Source organism: Cryobacterium sp. M15 (assembly GCF_002929675.1).
Taxonomy (GTDB): Bacteria; Actinomycetota; Actinomycetes; order Actinomycetales; family Microbacteriaceae; genus Cryobacterium; species Cryobacterium lyxosi.
In genome coordinates this window covers 254,585-272,250 of record NZ_PJJW01000039.1, presented here as the reverse complement: position 1 = coordinate 272,250, position 17,666 = coordinate 254,585, and the positions used below count along the sequence as shown (strand labels likewise).

15 protein-coding genes are annotated in these 17,666 nt (G+C 64.6%); 2 read left to right on the top strand and 13 right to left on the bottom strand.

The genetic code is table 11. From position 1 onward, the window contains the following. Positions 1–29 precede the first annotated feature (29 nt). The 5 genes from CXY83_RS12625 to CXY83_RS12605 all read right to left on the bottom strand — a co-directional run bounded on the left by CXY83_RS12625 (position 30) and on the right by CXY83_RS12605 (position 7,716). Positions 30–2,429 (bottom strand): DUF3488 and transglutaminase-like domain-containing protein, encoded by a 2,400-nt coding sequence (locus CXY83_RS12625; RefSeq protein WP_104197669.1) that lies wholly within the window; start codon positions 2,427–2,429, stop codon positions 30–32. Positions 2,430–2,439: 10 nt separating this feature from the next. Next, entirely contained in the window at positions 2,440–3,789 is a 1,350-nt protein-coding gene (locus tag CXY83_RS12620; protein WP_158251882.1) for a DUF58 domain-containing protein, read from the bottom strand. Between the two features lie 14 nt (positions 3,790–3,803). Continuing rightward, entirely contained in the window at positions 3,804–4,925 is a 1,122-nt protein-coding gene (locus tag CXY83_RS12615) for a MoxR family ATPase (protein ID WP_104197667.1), read from the bottom strand. After that, entirely contained in the window at positions 4,922–5,410 is a 489-nt protein-coding gene (coaD, locus tag CXY83_RS12610) for a pantetheine-phosphate adenylyltransferase (protein WP_104197780.1), read from the bottom strand. Before coaD ends, CXY83_RS12615 begins: the two co-directional genes overlap by 4 nt. Positions 5,411–5,475: 65 nt before the next feature. Beyond that, a complete protein-coding gene (locus tag CXY83_RS12605) occupies positions 5,476–7,716 on the bottom strand; it encodes an ATP-dependent DNA helicase RecG (protein WP_104197666.1) in 2,241 nt (746 codons plus the stop codon). Between the two features lie 191 nt (positions 7,717–7,907). Between CXY83_RS12605 and rsmD the strand changes: the two genes are divergently transcribed. Further along, positions 7,908–8,489: a 16S rRNA (guanine(966)-N(2))-methyltransferase RsmD gene (rsmD, locus tag CXY83_RS12600; protein ID WP_104197665.1), complete on the top strand. Its 582-nt coding sequence runs from the start codon at positions 7,908–7,910 to the stop codon at positions 8,487–8,489. 41 nt (positions 8,490–8,530) lie between these two features. Here rsmD and thiL read toward each other — a convergent pair whose 3' ends face one another. Beyond that, the gene (thiL, locus tag CXY83_RS12595) at positions 8,531–9,565 is read right to left on the bottom strand and encodes a thiamine-phosphate kinase (protein ID WP_104197664.1); all 1,035 of its coding nucleotides are present in this window, start codon (positions 9,563–9,565) and stop codon (positions 8,531–8,533) included. Positions 9,566–9,589: 24 nt separating this feature from the next. On the opposite strand from thiL, the gene CXY83_RS12590 reads away from it, so the two are divergent. Continuing rightward, entirely contained in the window at positions 9,590–10,114 is a 525-nt protein-coding gene (locus CXY83_RS12590) for a DUF3515 family protein (protein ID WP_104197663.1), read from the top strand. Positions 10,115–10,176: 62 nt separating this feature from the next. Here the strand turns inward: CXY83_RS12590 and CXY83_RS12585 are convergent, their stop codons facing one another. The 7 genes from CXY83_RS12585 to CXY83_RS12555 form a co-directional block, all read right to left on the bottom strand. After that, positions 10,177–11,274, bottom strand: coding sequence for a D-alanine--D-alanine ligase family protein (locus CXY83_RS12585; protein WP_104197662.1), 1,098 nt, complete (start codon positions 11,272–11,274; stop codon positions 10,177–10,179). After that, on the bottom strand, positions 11,174–12,304 hold the full coding sequence (locus CXY83_RS12580) for an NAD(P)H-dependent glycerol-3-phosphate dehydrogenase (protein WP_233200885.1): 1,131 nt from the start codon (positions 12,302–12,304) through the stop codon (positions 11,174–11,176). The genes CXY83_RS12585 and CXY83_RS12580 overlap by 101 nt, the downstream gene beginning before the upstream one ends. 10 nt (positions 12,305–12,314) lie before the next feature. Beyond that, positions 12,315–13,112 (bottom strand): 1-acyl-sn-glycerol-3-phosphate acyltransferase, encoded by a 798-nt coding sequence (locus CXY83_RS12575; protein ID WP_233200883.1) that lies wholly within the window; start codon positions 13,110–13,112, stop codon positions 12,315–12,317. Positions 13,113–13,119: 7 nt separating this feature from the next. Beyond that, complete coding sequence (gene murA, locus CXY83_RS12570) at positions 13,120–14,427, bottom strand: UDP-N-acetylglucosamine 1-carboxyvinyltransferase (RefSeq protein ID WP_104197778.1); 1,308 nt, start codon at positions 14,425–14,427, stop codon at positions 13,120–13,122. Positions 14,428–14,596: 169 nt separating this feature from the next. Next, positions 14,597–15,223: a 3-isopropylmalate dehydratase small subunit gene (gene leuD, locus CXY83_RS12565; protein WP_104197660.1), complete on the bottom strand. Its 627-nt coding sequence runs from the start codon at positions 15,221–15,223 to the stop codon at positions 14,597–14,599. Between the two features lie 2 nt (positions 15,224–15,225). Then, positions 15,226–16,686 carry a 3-isopropylmalate dehydratase large subunit gene (gene leuC, locus CXY83_RS12560; protein WP_104197659.1) on the bottom strand — a complete coding sequence of 487 codons (1,461 nt, stop codon included), beginning with the start codon at positions 16,684–16,686 and terminating at the stop codon, positions 15,226–15,228. Positions 16,687–16,850: 164 nt separating this feature from the next. Further along, a complete protein-coding gene (locus CXY83_RS12555; protein WP_233200881.1) occupies positions 16,851–17,642 on the bottom strand; it encodes a PP2C family serine/threonine-protein phosphatase in 792 nt (263 codons plus the stop codon). Between the last annotated feature and the right edge of the window lie 24 nt (positions 17,643–17,666).

Here is a 17,666-nt window from a genome sequence, read left to right as displayed (position 1 = left end):
ATTCTACGCGCTCTGGGTGGACGCTGTGTTCAGGGGGCGATCGTGCGGGCCCGTCGCTCTCCGCGCAGCACCGCAGCCAGAGTGGCGAACAGCGAGGTAGGAGCGAATATTGCCCGAAAACGGATGCCGACACTCGCACCATCGTGCACCGCGCGGAGGGCCAGGGTCAAGTCGTCGGCGAGGGTTTCTGACGACCCCTGCGATCGGTCGAACCGCGAGCGTTCAAGAACCAGAAGTACCCGCGCGAGTGCTTCCTTCTGCACAGGATCGACGGCTCGAAGGCGTTCCAGGCGGCCCGCGAAGACCCGGGGGGTTTCGGTGACCGGCACCGGTATGCCGTGATCGAGGCAGGTGTGCTGCAGCTCGGTCCAGGCGAGGCCTGCACCGGCTCGTCCGGAGCGGATACGGCGCACCCGCGAACCACGCAGCATCCGTCTGGCTGCCGCCGGAAGGAGTAACACGAGCAGTCCCAGCGTGCTGAGTCCGAGGATTCCGAGCAGTTTGCTGGACTCGACACTCTGCGCTGTGGCTCCGCGTTCCAGAGCGGAATCGTTCGCTAACCGGTCCGGGCTGAGGGCGGGGCCGCTCGTGGCGCGGGCCTCATCGGGTGTTGTGATCGGTGTGCCGGCAACGACTGCCTGCTCGTAGTTGGGTACGGTGCCGCGGCCGGGCGTAGGCTCGAATTTCACCCAGCCGACGCCGACGAAGTACAACTCCGGCCAGGCGTGCAGGTCGTGGGAATCCACGTTGTACTGCCCCAGTCCCTGCTCGAGATCCTGCGATTTAACGCCGGGCAGATAGCCGAGGGAGACCCGCGAGGGAATACCGAGGGTGCGTGCCATCGCGGCCATGGCGGAGGCGAAATGCACACAGTAGCCGCGTTTTTCCTGCAGGAACATTCCAATCACCCCCACTCCGCCACCGTCGTAACCGGCTTCAACGGGCGCGTCGGTGTCGTAGCTGAAAACGCTGCTGCGTAAATAGTTCTGAATTGCGACAGCAGCGTCATAGTTCGACGTCGTGTTCGCCGTCACCTCTCGTGCTGTCTCCCCGATGATCGGCGGCGCTTCGACCGGGAGTTGTAGATTACCCACGACGCTCGTGGGATAGTCGCTGCTCGACTGTCGCAGTTGTTCGGCGGTGGGTTTCAATTCCACTGACGACACCGTGTATTCCTGACCGAGAGTGTTCGCCGAGACGCTCGCGATCGCCCGGGTACGGCTGTCCCAATACCAGCGGCCGGTCAGACCCTCGATGCTGCTTGCACGTGCCGGCGCGGGCAGCCAATGACTGTTGACGCCGTCGATGACGACCGATGTCGACGCTTCCACCGTCTCCACATTGGCATCGAGCCCGAATGGCTTCTGAATAGCGTCGACGGTATTGCGCACGTCTGCCTCATCGACGCGTGCCGTCCAGGTCGAACCGATGACCTCGTCAAGGGTGAGTAGGGTGAAATAGGGCTGCTCCGTGCCGGTCGAGGTGTAGTGAAATGCCGGCCCGGCCTTGGGGCGACGCAGGTCCTGTCCGAGATTGATCATGGGGCTCACCCCGCTGCCGAACAACAATCCACCGGTCCGGGCCGTCACGAGCCCGCCGGCAGTGAAAGCCGGGGCGACCGTGCTCAAAATCAAGGCACCCACGATAGTCAGGGATCCCACCAGGAGTGCGCCGCCCTGCGGCCCGCGGCCGCGCGACCGTTCCGACCGGTACGTTCGAGGCACGCGCGGCCCAGTCACACGATGCGTCGTCGCCTGGGCACGACGACCAGAAACGTCGACCCGCAGCAACAGCAGAAATGCAACTGCCGCCGCCACAAGCGCGGCAATATCAGCCCCATCATCGATGATGAAGCCCGGCACGGACAATGGCACGAGTGCACCCGCTGCACCGATGGCGGGCCAGCGCAGGGTCACCGCCAGCAAATCCATGAGAATCGCGATCAGTCCGGTGCCGCCGGCCAGCAGAAAGAGGATGCCCAGGGTCACCTCGGCCGGCGTGCTCTGCTGCGCGATCGAAGCCCCTCCAGCGTCGATCAGCCCGGCAAAAGTACTGACGGTTTGCGGTGTCGGAATGAGCCAGAACAGACCAGTCCCACCGCCGAACATTAGTGTCATCGTGACGATCAGCACAGCGCTGTTCGCCACCGGAACCAACGGGCGTGGCACTCCAAGACGGCGAAACACAGCCGCGCCGAGCAATACGGCGCACCCGACTGCCGCACAGACCCACCACCAGGCGTTGCCGCGCAGCAGAGGTGCGAGCGCCGCACAGGAGACGAGCAGAAGCAGCAGCAGGCTGAGTGCGAGCGGCCAGGGCGCGACCCTGCTCCCGCCGCGGCGACCGCGAAGCCTCCCAGGCGGGCGCCCCGGGCGCGCCTGGGGAAGGAGATCCGAATTCGTCGTCGCTTTGGTGGACAGACTAGTCATGGTCGGCTCCTCACTCCCCGCTCACGTCGTTCCATGCGTCCGCCAGGTCATTGGCGCCAGAAAGCTCCACACAGCGCCAGCCAGCGGCCTGCAGGCGTTCGCGAGCTTGCACTCCCACGGTGCGCTGCACCAACGCTATAGCGGGCGCGCAGTGACGTACGAGGGCGACGAGGTCTTCGACATCCGCATCGGACACACTCACGAGCATCGCGAATGTCGGAAGTGATAGCTCTGCGTTACGCAGGGCGGCACGCACCGGTGCGCGGCGCTCGGCGGACAGTCGAGCGCTGCGGGTAGGCCACGGTACCGGAACCACACCGGCAAGGGCTTCCAGCAGTGCGCGGTCGCCGCCGGGAGCACGAAAAGTGGCGGGCACGTCGCCGTGCATCCCGCCCAGGGTCTGTTGGTTGCCCGGCAGGAGTTGGCTGGCGCCCAGCTCGATCACCTCAAGACGGTAGCCGGCGTCGAGCAAATGCACACCAACGGATGCCGCCAGCTCGATCGCGAGTTCAAAACCGGTCACGAGATGCGGTGGAACGTGCCCGGCGCCGAGCCCCGCCGCGCCGGCCAGGGTCGTGTCGAGCACGATGCGGGCCTCCGGATTGCTGCGTTGCTCTTCCTGCCGCACCATGATTTGCCCGTGCCGGGCGGTGGCTGGCCAGTTCACGCGGCGCAGGGCATCACCGGGGCGGTATTCGCGGGCGATGAGTTCGTCGGAGGTAGGGGTGGCCTGACGCAACAGCTCTCGAATCGAGCCGTCGTTGCTGGACTGGGCGACGCCGCTGCCTGGCAGCGGCGTCACGCGTGGTGTCACTGTCAAGTCGTGGGGCGAACCAGCCTGTCGGTCGCTGTGCGCGAGGCCGAACGGGTCTTGACGTGACACCCGGAGCGGGCCGACGTCATAGACGCCGCGGTTGCGTGGCACGACGGAGTACTCCAGGCGCACTGTGTCACCGGTCGCGCCGTTCCGGCTCACGAGGGGAAGGATGGCCGCAGCCGGCGCCTCAACGCCGGCTGACGGGGTATCGGCCCACCAGGCACCGCTGAGCGGTGTCGCCGAAAGGTTGCGCAACTGTAGTGAAACCACACTCTCACCGCCGACCGACACGATCGGCGGTCGAAAGACCCTGCTGACTTCGACTCGGGCGGGGCGGAGCGAAACGTAACCGGCTGCTACGAGCGGCGCCAGGGTCAACAGGCTGGCCACGAACACCATGTCACGGCTGTTCACCAGCACAGCGTTGGCGAACAATACAACTCCGGCGGCCAGAATGACCCAGCCTCGCCGGGTGAGACGCGTGGCGAATCGGGCAGCCAGCCGCGTGTACCAGTCGGCATTCGCCGGCCCGGTATCTCTCACCCCAGGCGCCATGACTACGACTGCCCGGTAGACCCAAGGGGCCGCATCGAAGCGGCGGGCACGGGCGGCAACGATGAGGACGCCGCCGCTTTGAACGGGTGCGCTGGAACCTGATCGGATGCCGCGACACCGACCGGCACCGGCGTGTCAGCAAGGATTCGACGCACGATGTCGTCGATCACCGGTCCGCTGTCCTGGTGATGGTGACCCAACGCCCGGCTGGTGGGAACCAGCCGATGGCCGAGAACAGCCACGGCGAGCGCGTCGATATCGTCGGGCAGCACGTAGTCGCGACCGTTCAACGCCGCCTGGGCTTTCGCGGCACGGATGAGTTGGAGCGTTGCTCTCGGGCTGGCACCGAGACGCAGGTCGCGATCATCGCGGGTGGCGCGCACCAAATTAACCGCGTACTCCTTGACCGCCGCGGAGGCGAAAACTGCTCGTGCCGTGTGCATCATGTCGCGCAGGGTCTCCTCCGACACCACGGCCGAGATCAGAGCGAGCGGGCTGCTGGTGTCGCGCGAATCGAGCATCGCGAGCTCCGAGTCGGAGTCGGGGTAGCCCATGGAGATGCGGGCCATGAACCGGTCCCGTTGCGCCTCCGGAAGGGCGTACGTTCCCTCCATCTCGATCGGGTTTTGAGTCGCGATAACGGTGAACGGCAGGGCCAGCGGGTAGGTTGTGCCGTCAACGGTGACCTGGCGTTCCTCCATTGATTCCAGCAGTGCCGACTGGGTTTTCGGACTCGCCCGGTTGATCTCGTCACCGATGACGATGTTGGCGAAGACCGGGCCCGGTTTGAACTCGAACCGGCGTTCGGCCTGATTGAACACGGACACCCCGGTCACGTCGGAGGGCAGCAGGTCGGGGGTGAACTGAATTCGCCCGACCGTGCAGTCTACGGAGCGGGCGAGCGCCTTGGCCAGCATGGTCTTGCCCACACCGGGAACGTCCTCGATGAGCAGGTGCCCCTCGGCCAGCAGAACGGTCAGCGCGATCTGCACGGCCTCGTGCTTGCCGTCAATGACCGTCTCGACGTTGCGCATGATCGCGCGCCCCGCATCGTGCAACTCGCGCAGGTTGCCGGCCGACACTCCCTGTGTCGGCGAGGCAGAGCGAGTCGGTTTGAGGTTCATACCCGCGACCGCTCCAGATACTGCGCAACGGCTCGCGGCACATACGGTGAGACGTCACCGCCCAGGCCGGCCACTTGGCGCACCAGAGAGCTGGAGACATGGGCATTGGCCGGATCGGGCAGTAGAAAGACTGTCTCGACGGCGGCCAGATTGCGATTGACGATCGCCATCGGCGTCTCGTAGGCCACATCGACCTGTGAGCGGATGCCCTTGACCAGCACGCTCGCACCGACATCCATGCAGTAGTCCACGAGCAATCCCATGCTCCAGCTGGCGACCACGATGTTGGTCGGCAGCCCAGCCTCTCTTATGGCCTGCTCCAGCAGTGATACCCGCTGATTGATCGGCAACAGCGCCGATTTGTCAGGGTTGTGCACCACGAGAACGTGAAGCTCGTCGAACAGGCCGGCCGCGCGATCGATCACGTCCAGGTGGCCCAGAGTGACGGGGTCGAATGATCCAGGGACAACGGCGATCCTGCGCATGGTCACACCCTACTGCCACACACTGACGGAACGCTGCCCGATGTATCCGCTTTGCGTCGACATAATCAGCCTTTATTGAGCCAGGTGCGTTCGGAATCATTCAGGCGGCGCGCGATCGCATCACGCAGCGCCGGGTTGGTGCGGATGCCCGGATCCCCCGTGACCAAGTGGTAGGCCGCTTGTCGAGCTTCGGCGATCATGTCGCCGTCGACCGCCACCCGCAGAAAGCGCAGTTTCGAGCCGTCACCGGACTGCATGTCACCGAGCACGTTGCCCTCCCCGCGCAGGGCGAGGTCGAGTTCAGCGAGTACGAAGCCATCGAGCGTTGCGGCGACATCACCGATGCGCTGGCGGGCCGGGGACCCCGCGCGGGAGCTAGTTACCAGCAGGCACAGCCCTGGCACTCCACCACGTCCGACCCGGCCGCGCAACTGGTGCAGCTGGGAGACACCGAATCGGTCTGCGTCGAGCACGACCATGGCGGAGGCGTTCGGAACGTCGACACCGACCTCGATGACGGTGGTGGCGATGAGAATATCGATCTCACCGGCGGCAAAAGAGCGCATGATGCGGTCTTTCTCCTCGCTCGTCATGCGCCCGTGCAGTGCCTCGAGACGGTACGGCGCCAGGGACGCGACTCCGCGCATTCCCTCGAGGACTTCTTCAACGTTGAACAGCGGGCGCGGATCGTCTCCCGGCGGCGGCGCGAAATCGGCCTCGTCTTCGATTTCTGCCGGAGAAATCGCCGGACAGACGACAAAACCTTGACGCCCCAGGGCGAGTTCCTGCGCCAAACTCGCCCAGACGCGTCCGAACAGTGCCCCGTTCTCACCCATGGGAACGACAACACTGCGAATTCCCTGGCGCCCGGCCGGCAGCATGCGAATGGTGCTCACGTCGAGGTCGCCGAACACGGTCATAGCAATGGTGCGCGGAATCGGCGTTGCCGTCATGACGAGAACGTGGGGAGGCTCCGCCCCCTTGAGCCGCAGTGTTTCGCGCTGGTCGACGCCAAACCGGTGCTGCTCATCGATCACGATCAGACCGAGGTCGAAAAAGGTCACGGTATCGCTGAGCAGGGCGTGCGTGCCGATCACAATGCGCGATTGGCCAGAGACCGTGCGCAGCAGTGCCTTGCGTTTCTGCGCGACCGGCAGTTTTCCGGTCAACAAGGTCGGCATCAGTTCGGCCGCCAGATTCGGGCCGAGCAGGGTCGTGATCGACCGCAGGTGTTGCCCGGCGAGCACCTCAGTCGGTGCCAGCAACGCGGCCTGGCCGCCGCTGTCCGCTACGGCGAGCATGGCCCGCAGGGCAACCACGGTCTTGCCCGAGCCGACCTCGCCCTGCAACAGCCGATTCATCGGGCCGGACCGGGCCATGTCGGCGGCGATTTCGACCGCGCAAATTTCTTGATCGATCGTCAGCACGAAGGGCAGCGTTGCATCAAAGCGTTCGAGGTAGCCGCCGGGCGTTGGCACTCGGGGTTGGGTACGGCGTTCCCGCGCGAGACTGTGCCGCTGCATGAGGGCGCACTGCAGTACCCAGGCCTCGGTGAACCGCAGCGTGTCTTGCGCGGCCATCCACTGTTCTGGATCGTCAGGGCTATGAATCCAGCGGATGGCCTGGGTGTGGTCGAGCAGGCTGTGTTCGACCCGCAGGTCGTCGGGAACAGGGTCGGGCAGGGTGCCGAGGCGCCGGAGAACCTGGTCGATCATCGTCTGCAGGTTCCAACTGGTCTCGGCGGCCGTAGCGGCATAAATGGGGATGAGCGGCTTGTGCTTCAACTTCAGGGCCGGGTCGTCGCGCGCCTCTTCTTCTTCGCTTTCGAAGGTCTTGTACGACGGGTTGGCCAGTTGGCTCTGACCCTGGTACATGCGCACCTTGCCGGAGAAACTGCCGCGCAGGCCGGGTCGCAGCTGGTCAAGACGCCACTGCTGGCTGTTCTTGCCAAAGAATGTGAGGGTGAACTGACCTCCCCCGTCGGAGATGACCACCTCTACGATCGTGCCCGGGCGGGATGACATGCGTTTTTCGTGCGCAGAGATGATGTCGGCGATGACCGTGATGTTGGCGCCGGGAGTGAGCTGGTTCAGGGGCCGGAGTACTTCGCGGTCGGCGTAGTCGCGCGGGTAATGGCTGAGCAGATCGTTGACGGTCTGAAATCCGAAGGCTTTCGCGAGCGCTGTCGCCTGGGCTGGGCTGAGGGCCTTCTTCAACGGGGTGTCGAGCGTCAGCGGTTCGAGCTGGGGTGACGGAAGCGCAACACCATCGAATCCGGGGCCACTGGCAGCGCTCGAACCGGTCATGCACTCATCGTAAACCGGGCCACTGACATGGTGTTGTGACCCAGTCACCACAACCCACGCCTCCGCCGCAGGTTTATCTGCGCGGGGCGTTCTTTGCGGGGCGTTCTTTGCGGGGCGTTCTTTGCGGGGCGTTCTTTGCGGGGCGTTCTTTGCGGGGCGTTCTTTGCGGGGCGGCTAGGCTCGGGAGGGTTATGACGCGAATTATTACCGGGTTTGCCGGCTCTCTCTCCCTGGCTGTTCCGAAGTCGGGTACACGGCCAACCAGTGATCGGGTACGCGAGGCCATCTTTTCGGCGCTCGACTCACGGGATGCCCTGCACGGCATGCGCGTGTTGGATCTGTATGCGGGATCGGGAGCTTTGGGGCTTGAGGCCGCCAGTCGCGGCGCCCGCGTCGTGACGCTCGTCGAGAACAGCTACGGCGCGGCGGCCATGTGTCGAAGGAACGCCGAGGCCGTGCAACGGTCAGCGCCGAAGGGCACTGACCTGAAGATTGCCGTCTCCGCCCAGGCGGTTCAGTCGTTCTTGGCCGCTACCAAAGAGGGCTTCGACGTGGTGTTCATCGACCCGCCCTACGACCTCAGCGAGATTGAACTCGGGCACAATTTGAGTGCATTGGCTCCCCTGCTGGCCACCGACGCGCTCGTGGTGCTCGAGCGCAGCTCCCGCTCGCCCGAGCCAAAATGGGGCCCGGGGCTCGCACTCGACCGTCGCAAGGACTACGGCGACACGACCGTCTGGTATGCCGATTCCACCCTGCAGCCGGCGCCGTAGTACTACCGGCGCCGTCACTGGTCGTGCAGCATCCGTTTCAGTTAGCCGGCCGCACCGTCCCAGCCTCGGTACGGGTCCCAGCCGCCCTGGTCGTGTGGAACACCGTCGACGGTGATGGCGCCCCAATTCGAAGCGGATACCGCGACGACCGTTCCGAGGCGGCGAAAGTCGGGCGGCAGAACACGGTCGGGTGCGAAGGTGGCGAGAAGTCCGTGGTCTTCCCCGCCTCCGAGGGCGACCTCGATCCGCTCCCCCAGACAGCTGGAGTCGAAGTCGATACCCACACCGCTGGCCCGCGCGATGCGTCCGGCATCGATGGCAAGTCCGTCGGAGACGTCAAGCATGGCCGTGGCTCCGCCGAGCGCTGCAATCGGGCCACTTGCAATCGGCGGTACGGGGGTGAGCTGGGCGGCCACTTCGGTGGGATGCGTGAGTTTGAGTGCGTTGGCCCTGGCCAGGTCGGGTACTCCGTTGGAATCAACGCCCAGACGGAACAATAGTTCGAGGCCGATTCCAGCGTCGCCAAGCCGGCCGGACAGCGCCACTGTATCCCCTGGCCGCGCTCCCGAGCGAAGAACGGGAGCGCGGCCCTCAAGGTCGCCGAAGGCCGTCACAACCAGGGTGAGGGCGTCTGACGCTGACAAGTCACCGCCGACCACCCCGCAGCCGGGGGCAAGAGCCTCACAGCAGTCGCGCAGCCCGTCGGCAAGGCCCTCAAGCACCGAAACGGGCGTCGACGGCGGGGCGGCGATCGCCACGACCAAAGCTGTCGGGCGAGCGCCCATCGCGGCCACGTCGGAAAGATTGGTGGCGGCGGCCTTCCAGCCAAGATCGTGCGGTGACGACCACGCGAGGCGAAAATCGGGTCCCTGAATCATCATGTCGGTCGTCACCACAAACCGCCCATCAGGCGCCGAAATGACCGCCGCATCGTCGCCCGGGCCGAGAAGTTGGGCCGAAGCCGTCGGTAGACGGGGAAAGATCCGCGCCAGCACGGCCCCCTCGCTGAGGTCGGCGAGAGTTTCGATGGCGGCGGAGTGCGGAGGTGAAAGCGGGGCATCCGCAGCAGTGGTCATGTTAGAAACGGTAGCCTGAATACGATGTCTCACCCACTCCTGCTCCTGCGCACCGCTCCCCGTCGTTTCGTCGCCGCCGCCGCCGTGCTGGCGACCTCACTGTTGCTGGCCGGCTGCGCCACTGCCGTACCCCTGACCCCGGCCGCCGACGCCACCAACGTGGCCTGCGCCGACGTGATCGTGCACCTGCCATCCACCGTCGCCGATCAGGAGTCCCGGGAGACGAACGCTCAGTCAACAGGAGCCTGGGGCGACCCGGCCGCTGTGTTGCTGCACTGTGGTGTTCCCGTGCCGGCGCCTACGACTCTGCCATGCCTGAATATCAACGGCATCGACTGGATCGAAGATGACGCCGCCGCCCCGACCTACCGCTACACGACCTATGGGCGCGACCCGGCCATCGAAATCGTGGTCGACTCCGAAGCGGTGAGCGGATCGACGGCGCTCGTCGACGTCGCCAATGCGGTCGCGTATGTGCCGGCGACCGGTTCCTGTGTCGGCGCCGAAGACGTGCAGCTGCCCACACCAGGGGCCACAACCGCCCCGTGATCCCCTGGTTCACGACCCGTCGGTGACCCGCCGGTGGTGCGCGAGATCCCTCGGCAGGCCGGTCAGGAGCCGTGGTGGGCGTGGGCGATGGCCACAGAGATGAGTTCGTCGACCAGCTCCGGGTAGGTGTAGCCGCTGGCCAGCCAGCAGGTGGGAAACATCGAGATGCTTGTGAACCCGGGCATGGTGTTGATCTCGTTGATCACCCATCCGGTCTCCGTCAGGAAGAAGTCAACCCGAGCCAGGCCAGCGGCGCCGATCGCCTCGAAAGCGGCAATGGCCAGCCGCTGTACCTCAGCCAGTTCTGCCGCTGATAGCGGCGCGGGGCAGACCAGCTCGACTCCCGGCGCATCCAGGTACTTCGCGGCAAAGTCGTAGAAGTCACGGCCCGTCACGACGACCTCGCCGGCCACGGAGGCGCGGGTCGGTTCCCCCGGGCGTCCTTGCAGCACGGCGATCTCGAGTTCACGTCCGACGAGCCCGGATTCAATGAGTACCTTGCTGTCTTCGGCGAGACCGACCGTCATGGCCTCGGCCAGCTGGTCTCGTGTCGCTACCCGGCTGACGCCGACGCTCGACCCGGCCCGGGCCGGCTTCACGAAGACGGGCAAGCCGAGTTGTTCGAGGGCCGCGTTACCCAGGGCGGGATCCCGCGCCCAGTCATCCGCTATCAGGGTACGCCACGGCGCCACCGGCAGGGCGGCTTGCTGAAAGACGGTCTTGGCAAAGTGCTTGTCCATCCCCAGAGCAGATGCGAGAACCCCTGACCCGACATACGGAAGGTCGAGCAGGTCGAGCATGCCCTGAATGGTGCCGTCCTCGCCGAAAGGTCCATGCAAAATTGGGAATATAAGGTCGACAGAGCCGAGCGAACGCTCACCGGACGCATCGACAACGGTCATTTCCCGGCTCGATGCGCTCTGCGGCCAGCGCACCCGGGTGCCATTGTCGGCGACAACGGGCAATGCTTGCGCGTTGAGGGCGAATTTGGCTGGGTCGTTGTCTTCGAGTACGTACGCGCCGTCCCGGGTGATTCCGACCGGGATGACGGTGTAGCGCTCAGGGTCGAGGGCTGCCAGCACTCCCCCCGCCGTGGCGCAGCTGATCGAGTGTTCGCTGGAACGCCCTCCAAAGAGAAGCACCACCGTGAGCTTGTGCATCGTCAAGTGTCCTTTCGCCCTGCGGTTCGCCGGAGTCAGTCGTGAGGTGCGGCGCAATGTCGCGGGGATTGAGTGTGCCGTCGAGCACCTGGCGAACCTGTTCGACAATGGGCATCTCGACGCCCTTGGCACGGGCCAGTTCGAGAACCGGCTTCACCGAAGCGAGGCCTTCGGTAGTCTGCTGCATTTGTTTGACGACGTCGTTGATGCTGTAACCCTGGCCGAGCAACCGCCCGGCCGTGTTGTTGCGAGACAGCGGCGACTGGCAGGTGGCGATGAGGTCGCCGAGCCCGGCCAGGCCGGCCAACGTCTCGGGTTGAGCGCCGTAGGCGACCGCGAAGTCGGTCATTTCGACCAGGCCGCGGGTGATGATCGAGGCTTTGGTGTTCTCGCCGTAGCCGACACCGTCGACGATGCCGATGGCGACCGCGATCAGGTTCTTCAGCACCCCACCGAACTCGGTGCCGATGACGTCGGTATTGACGTAGGAGCGAAAATAGCGATTGGTGGCCAGTTTGGCCACGGCCTGCGCCGTTTCGAGGCTCACCGAGGAGACGACAGCGCCGGTGGGCTGTTCCTTGGCGATTTCGAGCGCGAGGTTCGGACCGCTGATCGCGGCAATGCGATCGGGGTCAATGCGCAGCGTTTCTTCGATCACCGTGCTCATGCGCATGCCGGTGGAGCGTTCGACACCCTTCATGAGCGAGATCACTATCGGGTTCGCAACCAGATACGGCTCGACCTGCTTGAGATTTTCGCGCAGCGACTGGCTCGGAACCGAGACGAAAACCATTTCGGCGCCGGCCAGGGCCAGGTCGAGACGGCTCGTGGCGCGCAGGCCCACCGGCAGGTTCACCCCCGGCAAATAATCGCTGTTACGGCGAGCCTCAGAGATTTCCCGGGCCAGTTCGGGGCGGCGAGCCCACAGAACGACGTCGGCACCGCCATCCGTGAGAATTTTGGCGAAGGTCGTTCCCCAACTGCCCGCGCCGAGAACGGCCACCCGGGTGCCTGGCTGAATCTTCGGCAACTGGGCGGTTCTAGGCTTCAAAACGACCGGTCTCTCTCTGATTGTGCTCCGCCGGGTTCCACCGCTTAGCCGGGGCCTTCTCGCCGCGCAGGTCTTCCAGCAGCGCGGTGATGGCCAGCATCACGACTGCGGTCGCCTCGTTGAGCGTCGCCGTGTCGAGACTCCGCCCGCGAAACTGGGAGAGGTCGATCGGGTCGCCGATCTTCACGGTGATGGTTTTACGCGGAAACAGGCTGATTTTCTTGGAATATCGTTCCATCAGGTGCTGGGCGCCCCAGTGGGCGGCCGGCACGATGGGAATGCCCTGTTCCAGCGCGATGCGAACGGCTCCGGTCTTGCCGCGCATCGGCCACAAGTCAGGGTCACGGGTCAGTGACCCCTCCGGGTACACCACGACGATCTGACCTTTCTCGGCCAGACGCTGGGCGGCCTTGACCGGTTCGCTGCCGCGCACCGAACCGCCGCGCTGCACCGGAATCTGCCCGGACCTGCGCAGCACCGCACCGAAGACGGGAATTTCAAAAACAGATGCCTTCGCCAGGAATCGAGGCAGCCGCCCCAACTTCCACGCTACGACTCCCATGACCACGGGGTCGATCTCACTGTAGTGGTTGGGTGACAGCACGAACGCGCCACTGCGCGGAAACTTGTGAGCGTCGATGATCTCGTACCGGGCGGCGAGGTTCATGACCGGCAGAATCAGCCCGGCGAGGATCCAGAACGCGCTGGGCCTGCTCTTCTCCGAACGAATTCGGGTGCGCGGTGAAGATGAGCCGGAAGCTACGGACACGTCGTTATTTTCAGGCACGCGCCTATTATCCTTCGAGATCGAAGTCCGCCCCCAAAAGCCGCAACTTGCCGATGAAGTTCTCGTACCCGCGGCTGATGATTCCCACGTTGCTGACCGTTGATGTGCCCTCGGCCGAAAGCGCCGCGATCAGGTGACTGAAACCGCCGCGCAGGTCGGGCACGACGATGTCGGCGCCGTGCAGCTTCGTCGGGCCGGTAATGACGGCCGAGTGATTGAAATTGCGCTGGCCAAACCGACACGTGTGCCCACCGAGGCATTCCTTGTGAATTTGAATTGTCGCGCCCATCTCGACGAGCGCGTCGACGAAGCCGAACCGCTGCTCGTACACTGTTTCGTGCACGATCGACGTTCCGTGTGCCTTGGTCAGCGCGATGACGAGCGGCTGCTGCCAGTCCGTCATGAAGCCGGGGTGGACGCCCGTTTCGATGATGACAGGCTTGAGGTCACCGCCGGGGTGATAAAAGCGGATGCCGTCGTCGCAGATGTCGAAAGCTCCACCGACCTTGCGGAAGACGTTGAGGAACGTGATCATCTCAGCCTGCCGGGCGCCACCGACGAAGATGTCGCCGTCGGTAGCGAGTGCTGCGGCAGCCCAGCTGGCAGCCTCGTTGCGGTCGAACAGGGCGCGATGATTGTATCCGACCAGGCGTTCGACGCCCTCGATACGGATCACCCGGTCAGTATCGACCGTGATGATGGCGCCCATCTTCTGCAAAATATTGATGAGATCCATGATTTCAGGCTCGATTGCCGCGCCCTTGAGCTCGGTGAGACCTTCGGCCCTCACCGCGGTGAGCAGCACCTGCTCGGTGGCGCCCACGCTCGGGTACGGCAGTTCGAGCTTGGCGCCTTTGAGACCGTTCGGCGCCGACATACGGATGCCGTTGGGCTGCTTTTCGACGACAGCACCAAACTTGCGCAGCACCTCGAGGTGAAAGTCGATCGGCCGGTCGCCGATGCGACAGCCGCCGAGGTCGGGGATGAAGGCCTCGCCGAGCCGGTGCAACAGCGGACCGCAGAACAGAATGGGGATACGCGAGGAACCCGCGTGGGCGTCGATCGCGGCGAAGTGCGCGCTTTCCACGTTTGCCGGGTCAAGCACGAGGGTTCCGGGCTCATCACCCTCGGTCACATTGACGCCGTGCACTTCGAGCAGGCCGCGAACGATCCGAACATCACTGATGTTCGGAACGTCCTTGAGAACGCTGGGGGTTTCACCGAGCAGGGCGGCGACCATGGCCTTGGTGACGAGGTTCTTCGCCCCCTTCACCTCGATGCGACCGACCAGCGGAATACCACCGCGGATGGTGATTTTATCGGCGGTGAGGCCAACGGATGCCCCGTGGTTCTGAGCACTCCCCCGCTCGTTCGCGTCATCGTGCTGCCTGGCTTCGTTTAGATTCTTCGCCTCTTGATCACGCCGGGCTTCACTGAGAGTGCTCACAAAATACCTGTCCTAGTGCAAATTGGTGCAATACAAATTACTGCAAATTGACGCGGGCCGAACCTGCGGAGAGCGCCGGAAGAGTGCGGGGCAACCACGACTCTCGCGTCCCCTCAAATTCCTTGATCCGCGCTTCGTCACGCAGGGTCAGCGCGATGTCATCGAGACCTTCGAGCAGCCGCCATCTAGTGTAATCGTCGATTTCGAAATTCACGGTCAGGTCCCCGACACGCACTGTTTTACTCACCAGATCCACGGTCAACTCCACCCCGGGGGCGCACTCGACCAAATTCCACAGGGTTTCGGCATCCGCTTCGCTGATCTGCCCGGCGAGCAGTCCCTGCTTGCCGGCGTTTCCGCGAAAGATGTCGCCGAACCGGGGGCTCAGCACCACGTCGAAGCCATAGTCCCGCAGGGCCCACACCGCGTGTTCGCGGGAGGAGCCGGTGCCGAAGTCGGCCCCGGCGATGAGTACGCGACCGCCCTGGTACTCCTTTTTATTGATGACGAAGTCGGGGTCGAGGCGCCACGCCGCGAACAATGCGTCTTCAAAGCCGGTGCGCGTGACGCGCTTGAGATACACGGCTGGAATGATCTGGTCGGTATCGACATTGGAACGGCGCAGCGGCACCGCGATTCCGGTGACGGTGGTGAATTTCTGCATGGTTACTGGTCTCCAGCTTGGTCGAGATCCCACGGGCTACTGAGCGTGCCGCGAATGGCCGTGGCGGCAGCGACGAGCGGCGACACCAGATGGGTGCGCCCGCCCTTTCCCTGTCGCCCTTCAAAGTTGCGGTTACTGGTCGACGCGCAGCGTTCGCCGGGTTCAAGCTGGTCTGGGTTCATGCCGAGGCACATCGAACACCCGGCGAAGCGCCATTCGGCACCGAAGTCGAGGAAGATCTGGTCGAGCCCCTCGGCTTCAGCCTCGATGCGTACCCGGGCAGAACCGGGAACGACCATCATGCGCAGCCCTTCGGCCTTGGTCTTGCCCTTGATGATTTCAGCGGCGGCGCGCAGGTCTTCGACCCGGCTGTTGGTGCAGGAGCCGAGAAAAACGGTATCGACCCGGATGTCCTTCATCGGGGTGCCCGCCGCGAGATCCATGTATTCCAAAGCCCGCTCAGCCGCCGAGCGCTCGTTGGCATCGACGATTTCGGCGGGATTCGGCACAGCTCCACTCAGGGACACGCCCTGGCCGGGATTGGTACCCCAGGTGACGAACGGTTCGAGAGCGTTCGCATCGATGATGACCTCGGCGTCATAGGTCGCGCCCTCGTCGGTGGCCAGGGTCTCCCAGTAGGCCACGGCAGCGTCCCAGTCGGCACCGCGGGGCGCGTGGGCACGCCCGTCAAGGTAGTCGTAGGTGACCTGATCGGGGGCGACCATACCGGCGCGGGCGCCAGCCTCGATCGACATGTTGCAGATAGTCATGCGCCCCTCCATGGAGAGGGCTCGAATGGCCTCACCACGGTATTCGAGCACGTAACCAGCCCCCCCGCCGGTGCCGATCCGGGCAATCACGGCCAGAATGATGTCTTTCGCGGTGACCCCGGTGCGCAACCTGCCGTTGACGGTGATGGCCATGGTCTTGAAGGGGTTCAACGGCAGAGTCTGGGTGGCCATGACGTGCTCGACCTCGCTCGTGCCGATACCAAGCGCCATAGCACCGAAGGCACCGTGGGTGGAGGTGTGCGAGTCGCCGCACACCACGGTGATTCCCGGCTGGGTCAGGCCGAGCTGCGGGCCGACAACGTGCACGATGCCCTGTTCAATGTCACCGAGCGAGTGCAGGCGCACACCGTATTCGGCGCAGTTGCGGCGCAGGGTCTCGATCTGCGTGCGGCTGGTGAGGTCTGCGATCGGCTTGTCGATGGCGAGCGTTGGCGTGTTGTGGTCCTCGGTCGCGATGGTCAGATCGGGCCGACGCAGCATTCGATTGGACAGGCGCAGGCCGTCGAAGGCCTGCGGGCTGGTGACCTCGTGCAGCAGGTGCAGGTCGATATAGATCAGGTCTGGCGTGCCATCCTCACCCTTGGTGACGAGGTGCTTGTCCCAGACCTTCTCGGCCAGGGTACGAAGGCCGGTGCCGGAGTGTTTTTGCGAAGTGGGTATTACGTTGGTCATTTTGAGCGTCTTCCTCACGAATCGATGGCAGCCACGCTGAACGCCGCGACGAGGGAGGCCTCAGGACAGGGACTCGTCGCGGCACAGAAGAAGTCGGCTCAGCACCATGGGTTCAGGCTAACACCTCGCCCAGCCGCTCGGCTCGCGAACGCTTGCGCGACCGGTCAGTCGAACGTTGATTCCACGTAGACGACGCTGACGTTATCGCGTCCGCCGTGCTCGATGGCTTCGTCGACGAGAATGTCAGCGACACTGCGCCCCGCGGCATCCAGGCCGATGTCCATGGCCAAGACCTCCGCGATCGCCGCATCATCAAGTTCTTTGGTCAGCCCGTCGGAGCAGATCAAAAAGGATTGCTGTCCGAGGGCCGGCAACAGCCAGACGTCGGCATCGACAAACTCGTCGGCGCCGATCGCCCGGGTGATGACGTTGCGCTCGGGGTGTTTCTCGGCGTCGTCGACCGAAATCAGGCCAGCGTCGACCATCTCCTGCACTGCGGAGTGGTCGATGGACAACTGGGCCAAAACACCGTCGGTCCAGGTGTAGACGCGGGAATCGCCAACGTTGAAGGCCATCCAGTGGTAGCCGACGTCATCACCGGCGTCGACGAAGGCGATGCCCGCGAGGGTGGTGCCCGACACTGCGGTGCCGTAGTCATCGGCTGTGCTCAGATCGCGTACGGCGTCATTCGAAGAGTGGATGGCGTCGAGGATGCGTTCCGGCGTCGAGGGCGAATCGCGGGCGATGTGCTCATCGAACACCCGAAGTACGGTCTGGCTGGCGACCTCACCCCGGGCGTGGCCGCCCATACCGTCGGCCACGAGGAACACTGGGGACTGCGCGAGCACGCTATCCTCGTTGACCTTGCGCACGCTGCCGACATCGGTGCGCTCGCTGAAAGAGAAACGGGCGACAGCACTGGAAAGCTCCATCATGCTCTGCCGGTGCACAGTCATGAAAGCCCCCCGTTTGCCGTCGCC